This window comes from Streptomyces sp. NBC_01520 (assembly GCF_045040375.1).
Lineage (GTDB): Bacteria > Actinomycetota > Actinomycetes > Streptomycetales > Streptomycetaceae > Streptomyces.
The window spans coordinates 5,396,416-5,418,252 of sequence record NZ_CP109404.1 but is presented as its reverse complement, the minus strand read 5'-3'; the positions used below and the strand labels follow the sequence as shown (position 1 = coordinate 5,418,252).

Genomic DNA, 21,837 nt, shown 5'->3' with positions numbered 1-21,837 from the left:
ACCCGAAGTGCAGCGGAACCCCGCTTGTTTCCCGCCATTTCATGCGCCGAAACCCGGTTTCCGATGTGATGTGCACGACGAAGACCGGCCCGGCCTGCACGTAACGGCTGGGGAGGCGTAGCCTTGATTTCCGCTGTCCATCACCTTGTGAAGCGGAAGAGGGCGGTTCACGCCGTGTCGTCTCAGTCCCCCAGTAACTCGAGCATCTCGACCGATCAAGAAGTCGGCTCCGGGTCCAACCCCGCCGCCGCTTTCGGGCCCAACGAGTGGCTTGTCGACGAGATCTACCAGCAGTACCTCCAGGACCCCAATTCGGTCGATCGCGCCTGGTGGGACTTCTTCGCCGACTACAAGCCGGGCACGTCCGGCACGGCGGACAAGCCCGTCCCCACAGTTGCGGGAGCGGTGACCCCGGCCCCGGCCGCCGCCGCTCCGAGCACCGTCAACTCCGCCCCTGCCCAGCCCGCCACGCCGGCACCGGCGCCCACGGTCGTCGCTCCGGCGAAGGCGGCGGCCCCGGCCGCACCGGCCGCCCCGGCGAAGGCGGCGGCCCCGGCCGCTCCCGCACAGGCCGCCCCGGCAGCCGCCAAGGCCCAGGCTCCGGCCGACGCCCCGGCCGGCCCGGAGTACGTGACGCTGCGCGGCCCTTCGGCCGCCGTCGCCAAGAACATGAACGCCTCGCTGGAGCTGCCGACGGCCACGTCCGTCCGCGCCGTTCCCGTGAAGCTGCTGTTCGACAACCGCATCGTCATCAACAACCACCTGAAGCGCGCCCGCGGCGGGAAGATCTCGTTCACGCACCTCATCGGGTACGCGATGGTGCAGGCCCTCAAGGCCATGCCGTCGATGAACCACTCCTTCACGGTCAAGGACGGCAAGCCGACCCTGGTCAAGCCGGAGCACATCAACCTCGGCCTGGCCATCGACCTGGTGAAGCCGAACGGCGACCGCCAGCTGGTCGTCGCGGCCATCAAGAAGGCCGAGACGCTCAACTTCTTCGAGTTCTGGCAGGCCTACGAGGACATCGTCCGCCGTGCCCGTGTCGGCAAGCTCGGCATGGACGACTTCGCCGGAGTCACCGCCTCGCTGACCAACCCCGGCGGCATCGGCACCGTCCACTCCGTGCCCCGCCTGATGCCCGGACAGGGCCTCATCATGGGCGTCGGCGCGATGGACTACCCGGCCGAGTTCCAGGGCACCTCGCAGGACACCCTGAACAAGCTGGGCATCTCGAAGGTCATGACCCTGACCTCGACGTACGACCACCGGGTCATCCAGGGTGCCGCGTCCGGCGAGTTCCTGCGTGTCCTGGCCCAGCTCCTGCTCGGTGAGAACGAGTTCTACGACGAGATCTTCAAGGCGCTGCGCATCCCCTACGAGCCGGTCCGCTGGCTCAGGGACATCGACGCCTCGCACGACGACGACGTCACCAAGGCCGCACGGGTCTTCGAGCTGATCCACTCCTACCGGGTCCGCGGCCACGTCATGGCCGACACCGACCCGCTGGAGTACCGCCAGCGCAAGCACCCCGACCTGGACATCACCGAGCACGGCCTCACCCTGTGGGACCTGGAGCGCGACTTCGCGGTCGGCGGTTTCGCCGGCAAGACGATGATGAAGCTCCGCGACATCCTCGGTGTGCTGCGTGAGTCGTACTGCCGCACCACCGGCATCGAGTTCATGCACATCCAGGAGCCGAAGGAGCGCAAGTGGCTCCAGGACCGGGTCGAGCGTCCGCGCCCGGCTCCGGAGCGCGAGGAGCAGCTGCGGATCCTGCGCCGCCTCAACGCCGCCGAGGCGTTCGAGACGTTCCTGCAGACCAAGTACGTCGGCCAGAAGCGGTTCTCGCTGGAGGGCGGCGAGTCCGTCATCCCGCTGCTCGACGCGGTCATCGACTCCGCCGCCGAGGCCCGCCTCGACGAGGTCGTCATCGGCATGGCCCACCGCGGCCGGCTGAACGTCCTGGCGAACATCGTCGGCAAGTCGTACGCGCAGATCTTCCGGGAGTTCGAGGGCAACCTCGACCCGCGGTCGATGCACGGCTCCGGTGACGTCAAGTACCACCTGGGCGCCGAGGGCACCTTCACCGGTCTGGACGGCGAGCAGATCAAGGTCTCGCTGGCCGCCAACCCCTCGCACCTGGAGGCGGTCGACCCGGTCCTGGAGGGCATCGCCCGCGCCAAGCAGGACATCATCAACAAGGGCGGCACGGACTTCACGGTCCTGCCCGTCGCGCTCCACGGCGACGCGGCCTTCGCGGGCCAGGGCGTCGTCGCCGAGACGCTCAACATGTCGCAGCTGCGCGGCTACCGCACCGGCGGCACCGTGCACGTGGTGATCAACAACCAGGTCGGCTTCACCGCCGCCCCGGAGTCCTCGCGCTCCTCGATGTACGCCACGGACGTGGCGCGCATGATCGAGGCGCCGATCATCCACGTCAACGGCGACGACCCGGAGGCCGTGGTCCGCGTCGCGCGGCTCGCCTTCGAATACCGGCAGACGTTCAACAAGGACGTCGTCATCGACCTCATCTGCTACCGCCGCCGCGGTCACAACGAGGGCGACAACCCGGAGTTCACCAACCCGCAGATGTACACCCTGATCGACAAGAAGCGCTCGGTGCGCAAGCTCTACACCGAGTCCCTCATCGGTCGCGGCGACATCACGCTGGAAGAGGCCGAGCAGGCGCTGCAGGACTTCCAGGGCCAGCTGGAGAAGGTGTTCGCGGAGGTCCGTGAGGCCACCTCGGGGCCGTCCCAGCCGCATGTCCCGGACGTCCAGGCGGAGTTCCCCGTGGCGGTGGGCACCGCGGTCTCCTCGGAGGTCGTGAAGCTGATCGCCGAGTCCCAGGTGAACATCCCCGACGAGATCACCGTCCACCCGCGCCTGATGCCGCAGATGCAGCGTCGCGCCGCGTCGGTGGAGAACGGCACGATCGACTGGGGCATGGGCGAGACCCTGGCCATCGGCTCGCTGCTGATGGAGGGCACCCCGGTCCGGCTCGCCGGCCAGGACACCCGCCGCGGCACGTTCGGCCAGCGCCACGCCGTTCTCGTCGACCAGAAGACCGGCGAGGACTACACCCCGCTGCTCTACCTCTCCGACGACCAGGCCCGTTACAACGTCTACGACTCGCTGCTCAGCGAGTACGCGGCGATGGGCTTCGAGTACGGCTACTCGCTGGCCCGTCCGGAGTCGCTGGTCATCTGGGAGGCGCAGTTCGGTGACTTCGTCAACGGTGCGCAGACCGTCGTCGACGAGTTCATCTCCTCGGCCGAGCAGAAGTGGGGCCAGACGTCCGGCGTCACCCTGCTGCTGCCGCACGGCTACGAGGGCCAGGGCCCGGACCACTCGTCCGCCCGACCTGAGCGTTTCCTGCAGATGTGCGCGCAGGACAACATGACGGTCGCGATGCCCACCCTGCCGTCGAACTACTTCCACCTCCTGCGGTGGCAGGTGCACAACCCGCACCACAAGCCGCTGATCGTCTTCACCCCGAAGTCGATGCTGCGTCTCAAGGCCGCGGCCTCGAAGGTGGAGGAGTTCACCACCGGTGGGTTCCGTCCGGTGATCGGCGACGAGTCGGTCAGTGCCGAGGCGGTCCGCAAGGTCGTCTTCTGCGCGGGCAAGCTCTACTACGACCTGGACGCCGAGCGCGAGAAGCGCGGTGACACGGAAACGGCGATCATCCGTCTGGAGCGTCTGTACCCGCTGCCGGGTGCGGAGATCCAGGCCGAGATCGCCAAGTACCCGAACGCCGAGAAGTACCTGTGGGCACAGGAGGAGCCGGCCAACCAGGGTGCGTGGCCGTTCATCGCGCTCAACCTGATCGACCACCTGGACCTGGCCGTCGGCGCCGATGTGCCGCACGGTGAGCGCCTGCGCCGTATCTCGCGCCGGCACGGCTCGTCCCCGGCGGTCGGTTCGGCCAAGCGTCACCAGGCCGAGCAGGCGCAGCTGGTCGCCGAGGTCTTCGAGGCCTGATCAGCCGCTGTACACGCCGAAGGGCCCGGTTCCGTGAGTCGACTCGCGGGGCCGGGCCCTTCGGCGTCGCGGGGTGGTGCTCCCGCGTCACGTACGAATCGGATCGTCCGTGGCTCGGACGACCTGAGGCTCAGATCGTCCGAGGCGCAGATCGTCCGAGGCGCAGATCATCTGCGGCTCAGATCATCTGCGGCTCGAAGTCCCAGAACGGCCGGTTGCGCGACCGTGCGGAGACCGTGTGCACGTGCTGCGCGCCGAGGCTCGACGCGAGGTCGCCCAGTGCCTCGCCCTCGATCTTCTCCGCCCTGCCGCGGTCGCGCAGTGCCCTGAGGTCGGCCGCGTACGCGATCCTGGCCGACAGGGTCAGCGGGTGGGTGCGGCCCATGACCTCGGTGGCGCGGGTGACCGTGGCGTCGGTGAGCTCGGCGGCGGCCTCCGGGTCCCCGACCAGGTTGCGCAGCGCCGACGCGTTGATCGCGCAGCCCAGGGTCCAGGGGTGGTTCTCCCCCACCGCCCGGGTCATGTCGGCGAGTGCACCCTCGATGAGCAGATGGGCCTGGTCCCGCTCTCCGACGTTGCGCAGGATCAGCCCGTGGTTGGCGCGGATCCCGGCCAGGTACGGGTGGTCCTCGCCGAGCATCATCAGGTAGCCGTCCATGACCCGGTCGCTTATGGCCCTGGCCTGGTCGACGTCCGCGTGCTCGCGGGCGAAGCAGCTCTGGCCGGCCGAGAACATCAGGGTCAGCGGGTCTGCGTCGCCGAGCACCCGCTCGGCCCGTTCCAGCACGCTGGTGAGGGCCGACCCGGCCTGGCTCCGGTCGCCGCGGCGGTAGCGGCAGAGCGCCAGGTTGTACTCGGCGATCAGTGTCTGCGGATTGTCCTTGCCCAGGGTGTTGCGGTGCAGCTCGGCGCTCTGCGCCTGGAGGGACTCCGCCTCGCCGTAGCGGCCCAGGAGTCGCAGGTCGGTGGTGTAGCTGATCTCGGAGAGGAGGGTCCAGCGGTGCCGTGGCTTGAGGAGCAGGCGCCGGGACTCCAGGGTGCGCCGGTTGAGGTCCCGGGACTCCTCGTACCGTCCGAGCAGCCGCAGCGAAACGGCCAGGTTGTTCTGGGCGTTGACGGTGCGTGAGTCCTGGTCTCCGAGCAGGTCGCGGTAGGCGACGAGGAGCCAGGTGGACAGCTCCAGTGCCTCGTCGTAGCGGCCGAGCCCCCGCAGGTCCGCGGCGAGACCGGTGGCGGCCCTGAGGTGGTTCAGGTCCTGCGGCCCGCGCTCCTCACGGAGGTGGTTGACCACGACCCGCTCCATGGCCTCCGTGACCGCGTAGTCGCCCACGGCCCGCAGGAGGTTGGCGTAGTGGTAGCTGACGTCCCAGACCCTGGGGTGGGTCTCGCCGAGCAGTTCCCGCCAGGCCTCCATGGCGCGTTCGCCGAGCTTGATGCCCGCCCGGTACTCCCCGGAGCAGTACATGTAGCGCAGGCAGTTGAGGACCAGGTTCTGGACGGCCGGGTCTGTGCTCTCCAGGACCTGGGCCCACTTGAGGTGCGGAACGATCTCGGCGTAGGCGGGCCAGTACAGCGCCTCGATGGGACGGCCGGGATCGGCTGCGGCCAGCGCACGGCGGACGACGTCGAGGAACTCCCCGCGCTCGGGTTCGCGCATGTCGAGCCCGAGGACCTTGTGCACCATCCGGTGCAGGTAGATCGTCTCGCCGGAGGACGCCTCCTCGGTGCCCGACTCGTGCGACTCCAGGCGGACCACGGAGTACTGCCGCAGCCGGCCGACCGCCCGGTTCCACAGCACCGGATCGTTCATCAGGCGGGACAGCTGCTCCGGGAGGTCGCCGGGCGGCATCTCCTTGAGCAGCCGTACGGGAATGGAGCCGGGGGCGAAGAAGCTGCACAGCCGGAGCAGGTCGACGGCCTCGGGGACCGTCTCCTTGAGCTGGTTCAGCAGTATCGACCAAGCGGTCTGGAAGGCCAGCGGGAAGTCCTCGGAGACCTTGACCACGTCCCCCTCGATGCCGTTGTCGAGCAGCTGGATGTACTCCCGTACGGACATGTCGGAGTCGTTGAGCCAGCCCGCCGTCTGGTCGAGCAGCAGCGGGAGGTCGCCGAGGGCGCCGGCCAGTTCGTCGGCCTCGGCCTCCGTGAGCCTCGGGGCCCGGCGGCGGACGAAGGAGACGGACTCGTCCCGGTCGTACTCGGGCACCCTGATCAGCGAGCTGTTGTACTCGCCCCACTCGGTGTTGCGCGAGGTGATCAGCACATGGCCGGGTCCGGTCGGCACCAGGTCGCTGATCTGGTCGGGTTCGTCGGCGCCGTCCACGACGAGGAGCCAGCGGGAGTGCGGTTCGCCGCGCCGCAGGGCTCCGCGCACGGCACGCAGCCGCTCCCCGTACTCGGCGCCGGTGTCCAGGCCCAGTTCCGGGGCGAGTTCGGCGAGCTTCTGGCGATAGAGGGCCCGCCGGTCGGCCGGGACCCACCACACCACGTCGTACTCCGCGTTGAAGCGGTAGACGTACTCCGCGGCCAGCTGGGTCTTGCCCACTCCGGACATCCCGTGCACGGCGACGACACCGGCGCCGGGGCCCGCGTCCTGGAGGGCGTGGTAGACGTCGCTGAGCAGGGCGTCACGACCGGTGAACCGCGTGTTGCGGCGCGGCACCCCGCCCCACACCTCAGGAGGGACGGCCGGATAGCGCGGTGCCGGTCTGGCCCCTTCGGGCCTGGGCAGCGGGTCCTCGGGAAGTTCGAGGCGGACCAGCAGGCGTCGCTCGGCGTCCCCCTGACCGGTGTTGGTCAGGTCGGCCGCGGCGAAGACCGAGGTGGCGCCCGGCAGTGTCGAGGTGGTGACGGAGACAGCGGCGAAGCGGCCCGGGTCGGGGGCGACCACCGCGTGCAGCGCCCTGTTCCACTCCTCGTGGCTGCGGGGGCCGAGCTGGAAGTACCACTCGCTGAGGACGACGAGGATCCGGCCGGGGGCGAGCATCAGATTCCGGAGCTCGTCCTCCAGCGGGGTGCCGGCCTGCGGGTCCCAGCGCTGGTAGCCGACCCGTACCCCGCGCCGTTCGAGGCAGTCCCCGATCCAGATGGCCCAGGCCCGGTTGAACCCCGCGAAACTGATGGTGACGGACTGCCCTCCGGCCGCCCCAACTTGCCTACCTGATACGGGCATTCAACCGTCTCCCTGCATCGTTACAAGCCTTTTCAAGATACACCGGCGACCTTGCGGAGACCGCGCGTTCCCGCCCCGTGGGCGCGGTTGCCTCACAGCTGCCCGGAGCCGTTCCTCTGCTGCCATATCACCCGGGCCGTACCCACATAGGCCCTCGCGCGGGCCCGGTGCCCCGTGGGAGCGGGAGATTCCGCCAGACGGTGGTAGAGGTTGATCAACTCGTTGACGACCACGCGTCCCTCCCTCGTCAGCCCGCCCGATCCGGCCAGAACGGGCAGCACGGCACCCACTTGCTCGTGGCAGCGGGCGTGTTCGGTCCAGGCCAGGTCCCGCTCCCCGGTACGGTCCGCGGCCAGCGCGCACCGCTGCCAGTAGCCCGCGAGGGCCGCGTGTGACACGGCGCCCTGCAGCAGCCCGTCGAACGGCCGCGGATCGGGGCGCCAGGGCGCGAAGTGCCGAGCCTCCGGGCCCTCGTGGTGCAGCGGTACGAGGGCGGCGAGCGCGGCCAGCTTGGTGTGCTGAAGCTCGTGCACGAGGGTGGCGGCGAAGTACCCGGGCGTGCCGGGCCGGCTGCTGAGGACGGCGCCGAACGCCTCGCGCCGGGTGCCGCTGCAGTGCGACGCGCTCCCGCCCGCCCGGCCGGAGCCGGGTGGCGGGGCGAGCGGGACCAGGCAGCGGAGCAGGACCGCCGCCTCGGTGAGCCGGTGGCCGCCGCCGGCGCGGAGCCGTTCGGCGACCCCGGCCCAGGACTCGGCCCAGCCCGCCCGGGCCCGGTCGTCGAGGCACACGGCGCCGCTCAGGCCGTGGTGCCCCGGGCCGCCGCCCGCCGTGCGGTAGGGATCCAGGTCGTCCAGGGGGACGGGCGCGGCACCGGACACGAGGGGCGGCAGCGTGTGGACGGGCCGCCACCGCGGGTCGTGGGGGTGGGCTCCACCGCTCCCGGGCCGCACCACGATGTCCGTCTGCGCCTTGTTCCGTACGGTCATCACCCCGTCGGCGAACGTCAGATCGACCTGGCCCGGGCCGGTGCGCAGGGCCCCGAGGGTGGGCAGCGTCAGGGTGCCGCCGCGCACGGTGAGCCGGGTGGTGAACGGCATCCGGGCGCGGACTGCGGCCGCGGCGGCCAGGGCCCCGAAGTGGTCGAGGTCGGTGCGGAGTTGCGGGGTGGGCACGTCGGCACCGAGGCCGGAAAGGCAGCGCCGGCCCCAGGGGCCCACCAGCGGGTGGAGCAGCACGGAACGGGCGGCGGCGCGGTCGGCACGCTCGGCCGCCTCCAGCAGGGCCCAGTCGCTCCGGAGGCGGTGGCGCAGGACGGGTGGGCAGACCGTGTCAGGGGCCTGGCCGGCCGCGTCGAACAGGGCCCGCAGGAGGACGAAGCGGCGCGTGTCCTGGTCGTGCACCAGCAGGCCGAGGGCGTGGGCGTCGCCCTCGGTGCGGCCCAGCGCGCGCAGCTCGCGGTCGGAGAGGGCGGGGGTCACGGTCCGTCTCCTGTGACGGCGTCGGCCAGTCGGGCCGCGATGTGGCGGATCAGCCGTTCGAGGTCGGCGCAGTAGACGGACGGGTTCACGAAGCCGTGTCCGGCACGGTAGCGGTGGGCGTAGTGGCCGCCGCCGCAGACGGTGAGCAACGGGCAGGCGCGGCAGGTGGGGGCGAGCGCGGCGGCGCCGGCCTGACGGGCGGCGACGCCGGGGTGGCGCAGCGCCTCGTCGAAGCTGTGCCGGAAGACGTCGAGGCCGGTCGCCGCCGCCGTGTCGTAGGCGGACTTGAGGGAGTCGACCTGCTCGATGCTTCCGTCGGTCTCCACCACGACGGCGTTGACGGGGTCGAGTCCGAGGGATTCGGTTGCGGCGGGCAGGCCCAGCAGGAGGGCCAGGCACTCCTCGAAGAGGCGGACCCGGGTCTCCCGGCGTCCCGCCTGCCACCAGCGGTCGAAGACGGTGCACAGCCAGTCGCCGTACGGGGTGGGCCGCCGGGCAGCCGCGTCAGGGCCGGCCTCGGCGGGCAGACCGGGTGGTGGGGTGGTCCAGTTGCCGTGCGGGAGCAGCAGGTCGAGGGCCGGAGGGCGCAGGGCGAGCAGCGACTCGTACACCTCGACGGGGTCGGTGTCCGGGTCGACCACGGTCAGGATGCCCGCGTACGCCTCAGGGTGGCGGGCGGCGAGCAGCCTGGCGCCGCGCGCCGCGGCGGGCCAGGAGGGGCGTCCGGCGTGGTCGGTGCGCCGGGTGTTGTGGGCGGCGAGGCCCCCGTCGAGGCTGATGCCGACGCGTATGCCCTGCCCGGCCAGGGTGGCGGCGCGTGCGTCGGTGAGGAGCGTGGCGTTGGTCTGGAGGGTGGCGCGGACGGTGCAGCGGTCCGGGACGCGTTCGCGGACCAGGCCGGCGAGGGCGGCCAGCCGGTCCGCGCCCGCGAGGAGGGGTTCACCGCCGTGCAGGACGAGCGAGATCTCCTGGTGCCGGTGCGTGGCGGCGTGTTCGGCGATGCGTGCGGCGGCGCGGTCCAGGACGGCGTCGGACGCGGGGCCCGGGCGGTCGCGCCAGGTGCTGTCCGGGCCCTCGTAGAGGTAGCAGTAGCGGCACGCGAGGTTGCAGCGGCCGTGCACCTTGATGATGAACTGCCCGAAGGGGACGGGGGTCACGGGACCGGCGGGCGGCACCGTGGCAGGGCTCGTCCTTGCGGTTCCGGACACTCCGGCCCCCTCGCACTGTCGGTGCCCACGGGGCCGGTCACAGCGCGCTGACGAAGCCCCACAGCATCTCCTGCGGTGTCCCGGCCCGGCCCCGCAGGTCCGCGACCACCGAGGCGAGGACCGGATGGTCCATCGTCCGCAGGGCTTCGAGGTCCAGCTCCAGGAGGTCCGGCAGCGGCTCGGCCGCCGCGTGCGGCCCCCGCGGTGCATCTGCTCCGCCTTCACGTGCGGACTGACTCATCCCGACTCCCCGTTGCCGTCGTACCCGGCTCACAGCCGTGCGCTCGCCCGTGAGCGCGCAGCCCTGACGTAAGCGGTGCGGAGCGTGCCCATCCGCGCTCCCCGTTGAACGCTCATCGCTCCAGCGCGTCCAGCCGACGGTCCGTCGACTCACCTGCCGGGCCGCCCGCGCCCGGCAGTTTGCGCCATTCGAGACGAGCCGCCCGGTACGCGTCGCGCGCGGCCCTGGGACGCCCGGCCTCTTCATAGGTCATACCCCGCCAGTGGTTGGCTGTAGCAGCCAATTCCACTGCTTGTTCGATCAGTTGTGGAATCTCCAGCTCCTCTTCGGCGGTCCTGGCGGACTCGGACGCCGTACGGAAGGCCTCCGCCGCCTCGTCCAGCCGGGTGGGCCTGCCGAGGCTGTGATAGGCGTCGAGATGGGACCGGCCCAGCTCCAGCCTGCACTCCGCCTCGGTCAGCGGATCGCGGGCCTCCCGCGCGGCGAGGTCGAAGAGGTGCTCGGCCTCGCGCAGGTCCACCCGGTCCTCGGTGGCCCGGTGGCGCAGCATCAGGGCCCTGCCGAGCATCAGCAGCCGGCCCGCCTGGCGCGGGCTGCCGCCCGCCGTCTCCGTACGGCAGTCGCGCAGCACCCGTACCGCGTCGCCGATGTACCGGCCGCCGTCGGGCAGTCCGGCGCGCCGCAGCAGGGCGCTGCCCCACTCGGCGAGCAGGTCGGCGTGGTCCCGGGAGTCCCTCGGGACGCTCCGCGCGGCGCCCTCGAACCGGGCGGCGGCCAGGACCAGTTCGGCCCGGTCGCCGGTGTGCTCGTGGCGTGCGACGTGGATCCGCCCGGCCCTCGCCCGGAGCGGGGCCCGCATCCGCTGGTCGTGCACCGTCTCCAGAGCCTGTCCGACCAGGGTCGAGGCCTCTTCCGGATCACCTCCGCAGCCCAGCAGGGCGTCCACCAGGTCCAGCAGGACCCGCGTCCGGGTGCCCCCCGTGTGCTGGGTGGTGCCGGCCTCGAACGCCTTGCGCAGCGATCGCGCCGACTGGCGGGCGTACACCCGGGACTGCTCGCCGTCGTTGGTCGCCCCGGACAGCCGCAGCAGGATCCGGCCGTGGGCCAGGATCAGCGACGAGGGCCGGTCCTCCTGGTCGGGCCAGACGTCGGCGAAGGCCTCCAGCATGCCGACGGCGGCCTGCAGCAGCGCGGTGTCACCGCCGAGCCGCCACTGCGCCTCCAGGGCGCGCACCCGCTCCAGCGTGAGCCTCAGCGCGCTCCCCGGATCAAGCTGCGGGTCCGCGCAGGCGACCGTGTACTCGCGGTCCGCGCGGCGCAGCAGTTCCAGGGCGCCGCGGCGGTCCCCGTGGCGGCGCCGGTCGTCGGCGGCGGCGTGCAGCACCTTGGCCAGGACCGCCCGTTCGGCCACGGCCCCTGGGTGGCCCGCCGCACGCTCGGCGGCGTGCTCGGCCTCGCGCAGCAGCTCGTCGCCGCCCCGTACCTCCCAGAGGCGGAGCAGGCAGCGCGCGTACTCGGCCCACAGCCCGGGCTCGGGGTCCGACGGCTCGCGCTCGGTGGCGCCGCGCAGCAGCTGAACGGCGTCGATCAGATACTGCACCATGCTGTCGGACTCGAACTGCCGCACGAGGTCGCGGGCTCCGGCCACGGCGGTGGCTCCGGCCGGGTCGGGGTGCCGTGTGCCGTGCGGGTCCTCGGGGCGGGCGAACCGGTCGGGCAGCGGCATGAAGCGCTTCAGGACCTGGGCGGCGACCTCGGCGAAGGGGTGCGGGACCCGGGGCGGCGCCGCGCCGTCGGACGCGTCCACCTCGATGCCGCCGGATTCGGGGTCGTCCGCGTCGTCCGTGTCGGGCGGGCCCGCGGGATACGGTGCGCCGTACCTGCCGTCGCCCAGCTGGGCCAGGGCCAGGGCCGGGAAGTTGGGGCCCGACCGCCCGAAGCGCTGCTCGATGTACTCCGAGCAGTGCTTGAGCACGAGCTTGGCCTCGTCCCGGCCCAGCGAGCCGAGCAGGGCCTCCTGGACACCCGGTGCGATCGCGTACCACTGGCCGTGTTCCGCGGTGTCGCCCCCGGTACGGGTCAGGAGCCCGCTCAGCAGGACCTCGGCCAGCTCGGAGGGGCCGGAGTCCGGCAGCATGGTCCGCTGCACCAGCTGCATCACCGGTAGGCAGAGCGGTGCGGCGGCGAGGTAGACGGCCAGCTGCCCGGCGGCCGGGGAGGCCGACGAACGGAACCGGCTGACCAGTTGGAGCGAGGACGGCCGGGCGCCGCCGCGTGGCGCGGGGGCCGCGGGCTGGTCCGCGCGCACCCGGGCGACGGCACCGTAGATCCGTCCGGCGCCGGTGCCGGAGAGCAGCCTGGCCCAGCCGGCCAGGGCGCCCGCGACGGGGGGCAGCACGGGAACGGCCAGCGATCCGTCGTGTGCCGGGAGGAGCGTCCCGGACTCGTCGGCCACCCTGATCGTGGCGGCTCCGCCGATGCCCTCGCCGCGTGACAGGACGCCGTAGCTGACGGGCAGTCTGGTGCGGTTCCACAGCCGCTGCGGCAGTGGCTGCAGCACGGCGGTGGGGGCCTGCCGGGTGAGGTGGTGCAGGAGCCGGTGGGCGTGCCCGCTGCGCCAGACCGGCCCGGCGCAGTCGCTGACCACCACGGTGACGCGGCGGCCCGTGGGGTCGCTGAGCCGGTCCGCGGAATGCAGGGGGGCGGCGGCCGGATCGGCGCTGCGGCTCACCGCGGGAGCTCCGTCCGGGCCCTCGTGCAGATAGCGCACCTGGACGTCCCTGAAGGCGCCCAGCTGGGCGAATATCACCTGGAGTTCGGTGAACATGCGGTCCCAGACCTGCATGGACGAGGAGGCGTCCATGACGCACTGCAGGAGTGCGTCGGCCCGGGACACCCCTCGGAACACCGGGATGATCAGTCCGCCCGTCCGGGCGCTGAGCTCCGCGGTCGCCGCCTCGTCCAGGGTGCTGCGCCGGGGCGGGGCAGCGGTCCGGTAGCGCTGCAACGGGCGCAGCGCGCGCTGCAGTTCGAGCAGGTCCGGGAGCGCCTGCGCGGCGGGCACCCCGAGGCGGAGCGCCGTGGCACCGCCCCGGCCTGCGCCGCCGGACCGGGCGGGCGGGCCGGTGCCGTACGGGACGGGGTAGAGCGCGACGCGCGGGTCCCCGGCGGGCGGGCCGTCCGGTTCGTCGGCCGCGTCGTCGTCGGTAGCGGACGGGTCCGGGCCCGGGTGTGCGGGGTGCGCTGCCTGCCCGTCGGCGCCGCCGCTCCCGGGGGCCTCGGCGGTCGGGCCGGACGACGGTCCGGGGCCTGCGGGGCCTTCCCCCGCGTCCGCGCCGCCGGTCTGCCGGGCGAGCCAGAGGACGTCGCAGATCTGCTCGGCGTCGGGGTCGAGCCCGGCCTCTCGCAACCTGGCGACGAACGCGGGCAGCAGCCCGCTCCCGCCGGACCCCGGCTCGTCGGGCACGCCGTGACGGGGGGCGGTCGCGTCCCGCGGTCCGCCCGGTCCGTGCCGTGCCCCGGCATCGGACATCAGCCGTTCACCTCGGCCGGTCGAGTCGCTGGATGAGCAGGTCGGCAAGCCGGTCGCGGCCGGCGGGTGCGGCCACGTCGGTGAGGTAGACGGCGTTCAGCAGCTGGTCCGTCGCGAGGAGTTCGCCGCGTGAGCGCTCCAGGAAGTGGCTGATGAGGTCGTCCCCGGATCGCGCCGCCTCGTCCCCGAGGTGCGCGCGCACGAAGGTGGCCAGTCGCTGGTGGTCGGGGCGGCCGAGCTCCAGATGGATGCAGCGCCTCATGAGCGGGGCCGGGAAGTCGCGCTCGCCGTTGCTCGTGAGGACGACGAAGGGGAAGGAGGTGCACTGGACCCTGCCCCCCGTGATCACCACCTTGTTGCCGTCGTTGTCCAGGACGTGCGCCTTGCCGTCCGGCAGCCGGTCGCTGATGCGTTCCAGTTCGGGGATGGCGAACTCGCCTTCCTCCAGCACGTTGAGCAGGTCGTTCGGCAGGTCGATGTCGCTCTTGTCCAGCTCGTCGATGAGCAGCACGCGCGGCCGGCCGGAGGGCAGCAGCGCGGTGCCGAGCGGCCCGAGCCTGATGTAGCTCCCGATGCCGTCCGCGGCACCGGTGCCCGCCCGTTCCTCGGCCGTTCCGTGCGCGGCGATCTGCACGTCCTGGAGCCTGGCGATGGCGTCGTAGTGGTACAGCCCGTCGAGCAGGGTGGATCGGCTGACCACCGGCCAGCGCAGGACCCTGCCGAGGCCGAGCTCATGGGCCACCGAGTGCGCCAGGGTGCTCTTTCCCGCACCCGGGCTGCCGGTGACGAGCAACGGCCGTCTGAGGTAGAGCGCGGCGTTGATCATCTCCAGTTCCTCCGCACCCGGCCGGTGCAGCTCGGCGAGATGCCGGTGGCTGCCCAGCCGGCGGTCGGCGGAGCCGTCGGTCTCCTCTCCGCCGCCCGGCGGCGGATCGGCACGGTTCGCGAAATCCCGCCAGGGCGGCGGGGAGGGCAGGCGCCCGATCCCCTCGTGCGGTTCGCCGGCCCCCCGGTAGATGAGCCACTCATTCGGTTCACTCATGGCGTTCCTCCCGTCATGGCGCCTCCAGGAGCTGCCCTGCGCCGGGCAGCGGATGGTGCGGGTCGTCGTAGAGCAGGGCGACGCTGTCGGACCAGTACGTCTCGATACGGCCGGCCCGCACCGATTTCCTCAACTCATGGATCGCGTAAGGAAGTCGGTCGGTCGCGCCGGCCTGCGTCACCGTGTCGGCAGCCCGCCGGTGGAACTCCGTGCAGACGGCCCCGGCCTGCCCCGCGCGCCTGCGCCACAGCACCACGCCGTAGCCCGCGCTCATCACCCGGCCGAGCCCGGCCAGGGCCTCCGCCGGGGGGTGGCCGCCGTACTGGCAGAGCAGCGGGACCGTCTCGTGCGCCAGCGTGCGGAGTTCACCCGTGTCAGGAACGCGTACCCGGATGCCGCCCACGCAGTCGGCCACCTCGCCGCGCATCGGGCCCGCCGCCGTGCGGTTCCAGCGGACCTTCCGCTCCTTCGCGGACCACTCCTCGTCGTACGGCTCCTGGTCGGCGCACCTGAGGACCACGGGACGCACGACACCGAGCGGTGGTTCGTACGGCGTCAGGCACCACTTGTCCACGTCCAGATTCAACAGCGCCCGGCCGGTGGCCACCTGGAGGACGGCCGGACTGTCCGGTTCGTCGCAGCACCGGAAGGCCTCGGCCAGCGGAGCGGCCAGCCGGGACGGCAGGTCGGCCAGCGCGGTGCCGTGGGCGTCCTCCGCCACCGGGCGGAAGTCGCCGTCGCTCTCGCCGACGGCGATCCGCCAGTCGTAGCGCCCCTGTTCCCAGCCACGCAGTTCCAGCGACAGCAGGACGAAGGACCGCCCCGCCGCCCCCGGACCCGCTCCGGGCCGCGCGGGCGGTGTGCGGCGCCCAGGGGCCGGGCGGCCCGGGCCCGCGCTCCAGAGCAGGTCGAGCTCCTTGCGGAAGCTGCGGGAGAGGTGGTCGTCGGCCGTCCGGCGCACCCACTCCCAGAGTGCCTGCGTGGCGTCCGCGGTGTCCGGGGCCTCGTAGGGACGGTCGGCGGAGATGACGGCCATGCAGTAGCGCAGGACCAGTTCGAGCGCACGCTCACCGTCGCGCACCTCGTACAGGGCGGCGAGGCCGTCGCGCCAGCCGCGCGGGGCGGGGCGGTGGTCGCCGGAGTAGACGTCCGGGAGGCCGTCCAGAAGGTCGAGCAGGGCTCGTGTGCTGACCGGGGGCGGGATGTCCGCGAGCCGCCCCAGCAGGACGATGCGCTGCCGCGGGCTGAGCGTGCGCCCGGGGCCGGACGCGAGCTCGCTCTGGGCGTCGACCCAGGTCCGCTCGGTGCCGGCCGTACTGTCGTGCCGGTCGGCGTGGTGCCGGTCGTGCGCGTGGAACACCGCGTGGTACGGGTCGGTCCGCCGGTCCTCGGCGCCGGCCTGGACCGGGAGGGTCCGCAGTCGTTCGATGCCGACCGCGGTGCCGCCCTGTTCGCCCTCGATCCGTGACTTGAGGACGCCTACCACCTCGCCCCGGGCGAGGTCGACCACCGGGCCGCCGGACATGCCGGCCTCCATCCAGTCGCCGCCCAGCCGGATCTGCTGCCCGTCGTCGGCGGGCCCGCCGAACATGCCCTTGACGGTGCAGTCGCCGCTGACCGAGGCCGGCCTGCCGCCCCTCGGGCCGGTCCAGCCCACGTAGTGGACCCTGCTGCCCGGGAGCATCGCGGCGGGCCGCTCCGTGACGTAGACGCACGCGTGCTCGGCCGGTTCCAGCAGGCGGATCAGGGCCAGGTCGGGGGCCGGCCAGCCGGGTGCCCGCGGGCCGGTGCCCGGACCGGTCTCGGGCAGCGTCGCGACGACCGTGCCCGCGACGGCGGTCTCGGCGGTGCTGTGCCGATCGGGCCTGAACACCACGTTCACCCCACCCCCCTCCCCCTGCGACGCCACATGGGCGCATGTGAGGACCCAGCTGGGTGCGATGAAGAAACCGCTGCCGAGAAAGCCCGTGTCGGATCCGTCTGGGACATACCCGGGCTCCGGCCGATGGATGCGTACCGTTGCCTCCCTCACGAGGCCCATCAGGGCAAGGGTCGTCCGGTCCCGTCCGCCCTCTGCGCCCCCGTCGGCGGACTGCGTCATGAGCCGCCGCCGCCGGGCGCCCCACCGCCGTGGGGATGCGCCGGTGCGCCGGTGGAAGCCCCGGCGGACGGCCCGTCCGGCGGAGCGCCGTCCGGGGGCGAGGTGGCGGGGGGCGAGGTGGGAGGTGGCGGGGCGGCGGGGGGCTGTGGTGTGGCGGGATGAGGGGCGGCGGTGGGTGGCGGGGTGGTGGCGGACGGCGGGGTGGTGCCGGGTGGTCCTCCGCCGGACCAGGTGAGAGTGACCTTGATCGCGCCCTTGGCCTCCCCGTCCGCGAGGAGCCCGACGACCTTGCCGGCCTTGGCCGTGAGCTCGATGCCGAATTCCACACTGACCTCGTCGGGCCGCACCGCGCGCAGCGGTTCGGCGAGCGAGCGGGCGACGCTCGTGACGACACCCGTGAGGCTCTCCACCCTGGCCTGGATCCGGTCGGTCAGGTCCTCGTACCCGATGTCCGTGTAGGTCGGCCCGCCTGCGGGCTCCACCAGCTCCTCCGCGCCGGATATCCGCGCCCAGACCGGCGTACCGTCCGGCATCTCGATGCGCGTGATCCGGGCCGCACTGTCACCCATGACACCCCCCGTTGCCCAACTCGTCGCAGATTAGCGGGAGTCCGGGGGCGGTGTGGGCTCATGGAGCATGACATCGCCTGCGGTACGCCTGCTCCGGGTGTTCTGCCCTGCACGGCCGCGGGGCGAACGCCCTACCCTGGCGGGAACAACTACCGTCCCCACCCGGAGCGAGCACAGGCATGTATTTCACGGACCGTGGCATCGAGGAACTGGAGAAGCGGCGCGGCGAGGAGGAGGTCACCTTCGAGTGGCTCGCCGAGCAGCTGCGTACGTTCGTCGACCTCAACCCCGACTTCGAGGTGCCCGTCGAGCGCCTGGCGACCTGGCTGGCCCGGCTGGACGACGAGGACGAGGACGAGTAGTCACCGCCCGGACCGCCGCGCACCCTCCGCTTCGCGCCTGAACCGGTTGTACGCGAGGCCCAGCGCGCCCTGCGCCAGCAGGACCAGGCCCGCCGCGATCCAGCCCCCGCTGCGCCGCCGGGCACCCCACAGGGTGAGCGGCAGCCCTGCGGCGACCTGCACAGCGGCCACGGCACGGGCGCGCGGTCCAAGCATCCAGGGGCCGAGGCTGCCGCTCTCCACGGCGTCGAGCTCCACCCGCACGGCATCGTGCCACCCGGCCCACTCGATCAGTTCCGCTTCCCGGTGCGCACCGGCGGCGGCGCGCAGCCGGTCGGCCGGTTCGCCGGGGGTGAGGCCTGGCGGCAGGGACACTCCGGTGCGGGTGAGGACGGCCAGCAGTCCGCGCAACCGGGCGTCGGCGTCCGCCCCCGGGTCCTCCCGGGTGAGGGCCTCCAGGGCCTGCACATCGAGGACCGGGTCGAGACCCAGCCGGATGGCGAACGTACGCATGGCCTCGTCCTCACCGGCCGGGGTGCCGTCCGCCAGCCAGATGTAGCCGACCGGACGGCGGAAGCCCGCGGCGAGCGTGAATCCGGCCCGTTCGCCGTCCCACCACAGCGCGAGCACCGGCCAGGCCGATCCCACCGCGAGCGCGGTGGCCCAGCCTCCGAGGACCCGGTCGACGGGCTCGGCGCCCTCGCGACCCGCCGCGTCACCGTTGCCGTGGCCCGCGCCGCCGTGGCCGTCGTGGCCGTCGTGGCGCCAGGGCTTCCCCTCGGGGACGAGGGCGCTCCAGCCTTCCCCGGCCGGGGTGAGCAGCATGCGCTCCTGCAGCAGATGGGCCAGGGGCCGTACGGTCTCGGGGTCGGCCCGGCACAGGAGCAGAGCACCCACGGAAGTCGCGGTCATGGTGCCTACGCTAGGGCAATTCACCCACGTATGGCGGGTTTCGTCCACCTCCATCTCGCCGCCCACATCCCCCTTGACTTCTTCGATCCGCGATATATCGTGTTCTCACAAGACGCGATATGTTGCGTCGCGCCCACGCCCGTCCCCGGAGGTCGGATCGCATGCCTGAGTCCACGTGGACCGTCGCCGAACCCCAGAAACTCACCGTCGACACCCCCGTGACGGCGCTCAACGTGCGCGTCGTCAACGGCACGGTCAATGTCGTCGGCACCGACGGGGCGAGCGCCCGGCTGGAGGTCTCCGAAGTCGAGGGCCCGCCCCTGATCGTGACCCAGCGGGACGGAACCCTCACCGTCGCCTACGAGGACCTGCCCTGGAAGGGGTTCCTCACCTGGCTCGACCGCAAGAGTCCGCGCCGCAGCGCCGTCGTCTCGCTCGCCGTGCCGGCCGGTTCGACGGTGGAGGTCGGTGTGATCGGCGCCGGGGCCGTCGTCTCGGGGATCCGCGGGCGCACCGAGCTGCGCGGAATCACGGGCGACACCACCCTGGTGGGGCTCTCGGGCGTGGTCCGGGCGGAGACCGTCGCCGGAAGCCTGGAGGCCCAGGCCGTCACCGGTGACCTCCACTTCCAGTCGGTGTCGGGCGACCTGACGGTCGTCGACGGCGCGGGCACGTCGGTGCGGGCGGAGTCCGTCAGCGGCCACATGGTGCTGGACCTCGACACGTCCCCGAAGCCCACCGACATCCGGCTGACCACGGTCTCCGGCGAGATCGCCATCCGGCTGCCGCACCCGGCCGACGCGAAGGTCGAGGCGAACACCGCGAGCGGGGCGGTCTCCAACGCGTTCGAGGATCTGCGCGTCGGCGGCCAGTGGGGCGCGAAGAAGATCACGGGCACGCTCGGCGCGGGCACGGGGAAGCTGAGGGCGACGACCGTCTCCGGCTCGATCGCCCTGCTGCGCCGCCCACCGGCGGAGGACGACCCGCACGCCGCCGAATCAACCGGAAAGGTGCTCTGACATGCCTCCCGTATTCGCCCATGGACGCCTGCGTCTGTACCTCCTCAAGCTGCTGGACGAGGCCCCGCGCCACGGCTACGAGGTGATCCGGCTCCTGGAGGAGCGTTTCCAGGGTCTCTACGCCCCGTCGGCGGGCACCGTGTATCCCCGCCTGGCCAAGCTGGAGGCCGAAGGCCTGGTCACACATGCCACCGAGGGGGGCCGCAAGGTCTACTCGATCACCGACGCCGGGCGGGCCGAGCTGGCGGGCCGGGGCGGTGAGCTGGCCGATCTGGAGCTGGAGATCCGCGAGTCGGTCTCCGAGCTGGCCGCCGAGATCCGCGACGACGTACGCGGCGCGGCGGGCAAGCTGCGCAGCGAGATGCGGGCGGCGGCCTCGGAATCCCGTCACGACGGAAGTACCGGGAAGAGCGGCTGGGAGTCCGACCTGGGGAACAGCGAGGCGTGGCGCACGGCGAAGGAGGAGCTGCGCAAGGCCAAGCAGGAATGGAAGGAGCAGGCACGCCGGGCGAAGGACGAGTCCCGCCGCGCCCGTGAGGACGCCGAGCAGGCCCGCCGCCAGGCCCAGGAGGCCCACGAGAAGGCACGCGAGCAGATGCAGAACGCGGCACGCCAGGTGCAGGAGCATTTCGCGCGCGGCGACTGGCCCACGGGTGTGCGGGAGGGGCTGGCCGAGATCACGGGCCAGCTCGGCGGCTTCGCCAGGACCGGCAGCTGGCCTTCGTACACCAGGCCCGATCCTGCCGCTCCGGACGTCGAGTGGGCCGTGGACACGGCTCCCACGGGCGATCCGGCCCGCGATCTCGACCGGTTGCTGGACCGTTTCCGTGACGACGTCCGGGACGCGGCGCGGGACCGTGGTGTCACCGAGACCCAGCTGACGGAGGCCCGGCACCACCTGGCCACGGCGGCGACCCAGCTGGACCGCCTGCTGCGGGGAGCCGGTGACCCGGCGAAGGGCGGCACGACGCCGAAGAAGCCCTGACACCGCGTTGTCCGCGCGGTCCCGTTGCCCATGCGGTCCCGTTGCCCATGCGGTCCGGGGCAACGGGTCCGCCGGCATCGGCGCGAGGCGGGGCATCCGGGGGTGCGGTTCGCCTTCCCGGGCCGTCTGCCCGGCCGAAGGGACCGACTCCACCCGGACCAGGGGTGGGCCGACCCATGCGGCCGGGCAGATCGACCGCTTTCCGCCGGATGGTCCGCCCCGCCCCGAGCCGGGGGCGGACCAGCTCACCCCTGCGCTGAGGTCAGCCCCATGGCCCGGGCCGAGGTTCAGCACCCCGGTCCTGCGGCGGATCGCCACCCGGCTGCCGGGACGGGTCGGCCCATGCCCCGGGCCGAGGTTCAACACCCGCGGTCGGATGGGTTCGGCACCCGGCTGCCGGGCGGATCAGCTCACCGCCGACCGCCGGGGCTGATCGGCTCGCCCCGACCGGCCGCCTGGGCAGGATCAGCTCGCCCTGGCCTGGCCCTCTCCCCCGGCTCCGTACAGCGCCCGCTCCACGGTCGTATACGTCGCACCGTGTTCCGCGAGCACGTCCGCGACCACGCCCGGGCAGGCGGTCAGGGCCAGCAGGACGTGCTCCTCGCCGATGTAGCGGTCACCACGACCGAGGGCGATGCGCAGGGACTTCTCCAGGATGCTCTTCGCACCGGCGGTGAACGCGCGGCGTCCCGACCACCTCCGGCGGCTCCCGCGGGCGCCCGCCAGAGCGCCCTGCCCGTGCGCGCCCTCGACCTTGGCGACGATCTCGGTGACGTCGATACCGATACCGGCCAGCGCCTCCTCGTCCGCCTTGGTGAGTCCTCCGCGACGCCGGGCCTCGGTGAGCGACGCCGCCATCGAAGCGCGGCGGTCGGTGAGGCCCAGTGCGGCGACCGCGAAGGAGGACCGGCCGCCCTCCTGGTCCAGCAGCGAGAGCAGCAGATGTTCCTCGGTGACCGAGTTCGCCCCTGCCCGCTCGGCGTGGGCCACCGCGCCCGTCACCGCGACCCGGGCCCCCTTGGTGAATCGCTCGAACATCAATGCCTCCCGTACTTCTTGTGCACGGCCTGCCGGCTGACACCCAGCTCGGCAGCGATTTCCTGCCACGACCAGCCCTGGACGCGGGCGCTCCTGACTTGTACGGCTTCGAGTTGTTCCAGCAGCCGCCGCAGCGCGGCGACCGCCCGCAGCCCGACGCGCGGGTCACGGTCACCGGCGCGTGCGGCGAGATCCGTTGCTTCGGTCATGATGTC

15 protein-coding genes are annotated in these 21,837 nt (G+C 72.7%); 4 read left to right on the top strand and 11 right to left on the bottom strand.

Annotated features, from left to right (window positions below):
- Positions 1-174: 174 nt before the first annotated feature.
- A complete protein-coding gene (locus tag OG524_RS24810) occupies positions 175-3,984 on the top strand; it encodes a multifunctional oxoglutarate decarboxylase/oxoglutarate dehydrogenase thiamine pyrophosphate-binding subunit/dihydrolipoyllysine-residue succinyltransferase subunit (RefSeq protein ID WP_405388656.1) in 3,810 nt (1,269 codons plus the stop codon).
- A 178-nt stretch (positions 3,985-4,162) separates the two neighbouring features.
- Here OG524_RS24810 and fxsT read toward each other — a convergent pair whose 3' ends face one another.
- The 8 genes from fxsT to OG524_RS24770 all read right to left on the bottom strand — a co-directional run bounded on the left by fxsT (position 4,163) and on the right by OG524_RS24770 (position 17,327).
- Positions 4,163-7,156, bottom strand: coding sequence for an FxSxx-COOH system tetratricopeptide repeat protein (gene fxsT / locus OG524_RS24805; protein ID WP_405388657.1), 2,994 nt, complete (start codon positions 7,154-7,156; stop codon positions 4,163-4,165).
- A 92-nt stretch (positions 7,157-7,248) separates the two neighbouring features.
- On the bottom strand, positions 7,249-8,634 hold the full coding sequence (locus OG524_RS24800; RefSeq protein ID WP_405388658.1) for an aKG-HExxH-type peptide beta-hydroxylase: 1,386 nt from the start codon (positions 8,632-8,634) through the stop codon (positions 7,249-7,251).
- Entirely contained in the window at positions 8,631-9,842 is a 1,212-nt protein-coding gene (locus tag OG524_RS24795) for an FxsB family cyclophane-forming radical SAM/SPASM peptide maturase (protein WP_405388660.1), read from the bottom strand. Before OG524_RS24795 ends, OG524_RS24800 begins: the two co-directional genes overlap by 4 nt.
- 37 nt (positions 9,843-9,879) lie before the next feature.
- Positions 9,880-10,083: an FxSxx-COOH cyclophane-containing RiPP peptide gene (gene fxsA / locus OG524_RS24790; protein WP_405388661.1), complete on the bottom strand. Its 204-nt coding sequence runs from the start codon at positions 10,081-10,083 to the stop codon at positions 9,880-9,882.
- Positions 10,084-10,195: 112 nt separating this feature from the next.
- Entirely contained in the window at positions 10,196-13,615 is a 3,420-nt protein-coding gene (locus OG524_RS24785) for an SAV_2336 N-terminal domain-related protein (RefSeq protein ID WP_405811691.1), read from the bottom strand.
- Between the two features lie 7 nt (positions 13,616-13,622).
- Positions 13,623-14,657, bottom strand: a complete 1,035-nt coding sequence (locus OG524_RS24780; protein WP_405388663.1) for an AAA family ATPase — start codon at positions 14,655-14,657, stop codon at positions 13,623-13,625.
- 13 nt (positions 14,658-14,670) lie between these two features.
- On the bottom strand, positions 14,671-16,698 hold the full coding sequence (locus OG524_RS24775; protein WP_405811690.1) for a trypsin-like peptidase domain-containing protein: 2,028 nt from the start codon (positions 16,696-16,698) through the stop codon (positions 14,671-14,673).
- Positions 16,699-16,754: 56 nt separating this feature from the next.
- Positions 16,755-17,327 (bottom strand): CU044_2847 family protein, encoded by a 573-nt coding sequence (locus tag OG524_RS24770; protein ID WP_405388665.1) that lies wholly within the window; start codon positions 17,325-17,327, stop codon positions 16,755-16,757.
- A 179-nt stretch (positions 17,328-17,506) separates the two neighbouring features.
- On the opposite strand from OG524_RS24770, the gene OG524_RS24765 reads away from it, so the two are divergent.
- Complete coding sequence (locus tag OG524_RS24765; protein ID WP_003961784.1) at positions 17,507-17,689, top strand: DUF6104 family protein; 183 nt, start codon at positions 17,507-17,509, stop codon at positions 17,687-17,689.
- On the opposite strand, the gene OG524_RS24760 is transcribed toward OG524_RS24765, so the two are convergent.
- Complete coding sequence (locus OG524_RS24760) at positions 17,690-18,580, bottom strand: hypothetical protein (RefSeq protein ID WP_405811689.1); 891 nt, start codon at positions 18,578-18,580, stop codon at positions 17,690-17,692. It lies immediately after the preceding gene.
- Between the two features lie 161 nt (positions 18,581-18,741).
- Here OG524_RS24760 and OG524_RS24755 point away from each other — a divergent pair, with 161 nt between their 5' ends.
- Entirely contained in the window at positions 18,742-19,599 is an 858-nt protein-coding gene (locus OG524_RS24755; RefSeq protein WP_405811688.1) for a DUF4097 family beta strand repeat-containing protein, read from the top strand.
- Between the two features lies 1 nt (position 19,600).
- Positions 19,601-20,584 carry a helix-turn-helix transcriptional regulator gene (locus OG524_RS24750; protein ID WP_405811687.1) on the top strand — a complete coding sequence of 328 codons (984 nt, stop codon included), beginning with the start codon at positions 19,601-19,603 and terminating at the stop codon, positions 20,582-20,584.
- A gap of 465 nt (positions 20,585-21,049) precedes the next feature.
- Here OG524_RS24750 and OG524_RS24745 read toward each other — a convergent pair whose 3' ends face one another.
- Positions 21,050-21,622, bottom strand: coding sequence for a Clp protease N-terminal domain-containing protein (locus OG524_RS24745; RefSeq protein WP_405388669.1), 573 nt, complete (start codon positions 21,620-21,622; stop codon positions 21,050-21,052).
- Positions 21,622-21,831 carry a sigma factor-like helix-turn-helix DNA-binding protein gene (locus OG524_RS24740; protein WP_014154112.1) on the bottom strand — a complete coding sequence of 70 codons (210 nt, stop codon included), beginning with the start codon at positions 21,829-21,831 and terminating at the stop codon, positions 21,622-21,624. Before OG524_RS24740 ends, OG524_RS24745 begins: the two co-directional genes overlap by 1 nt.
- Positions 21,832-21,837 lie beyond the last annotated feature (6 nt).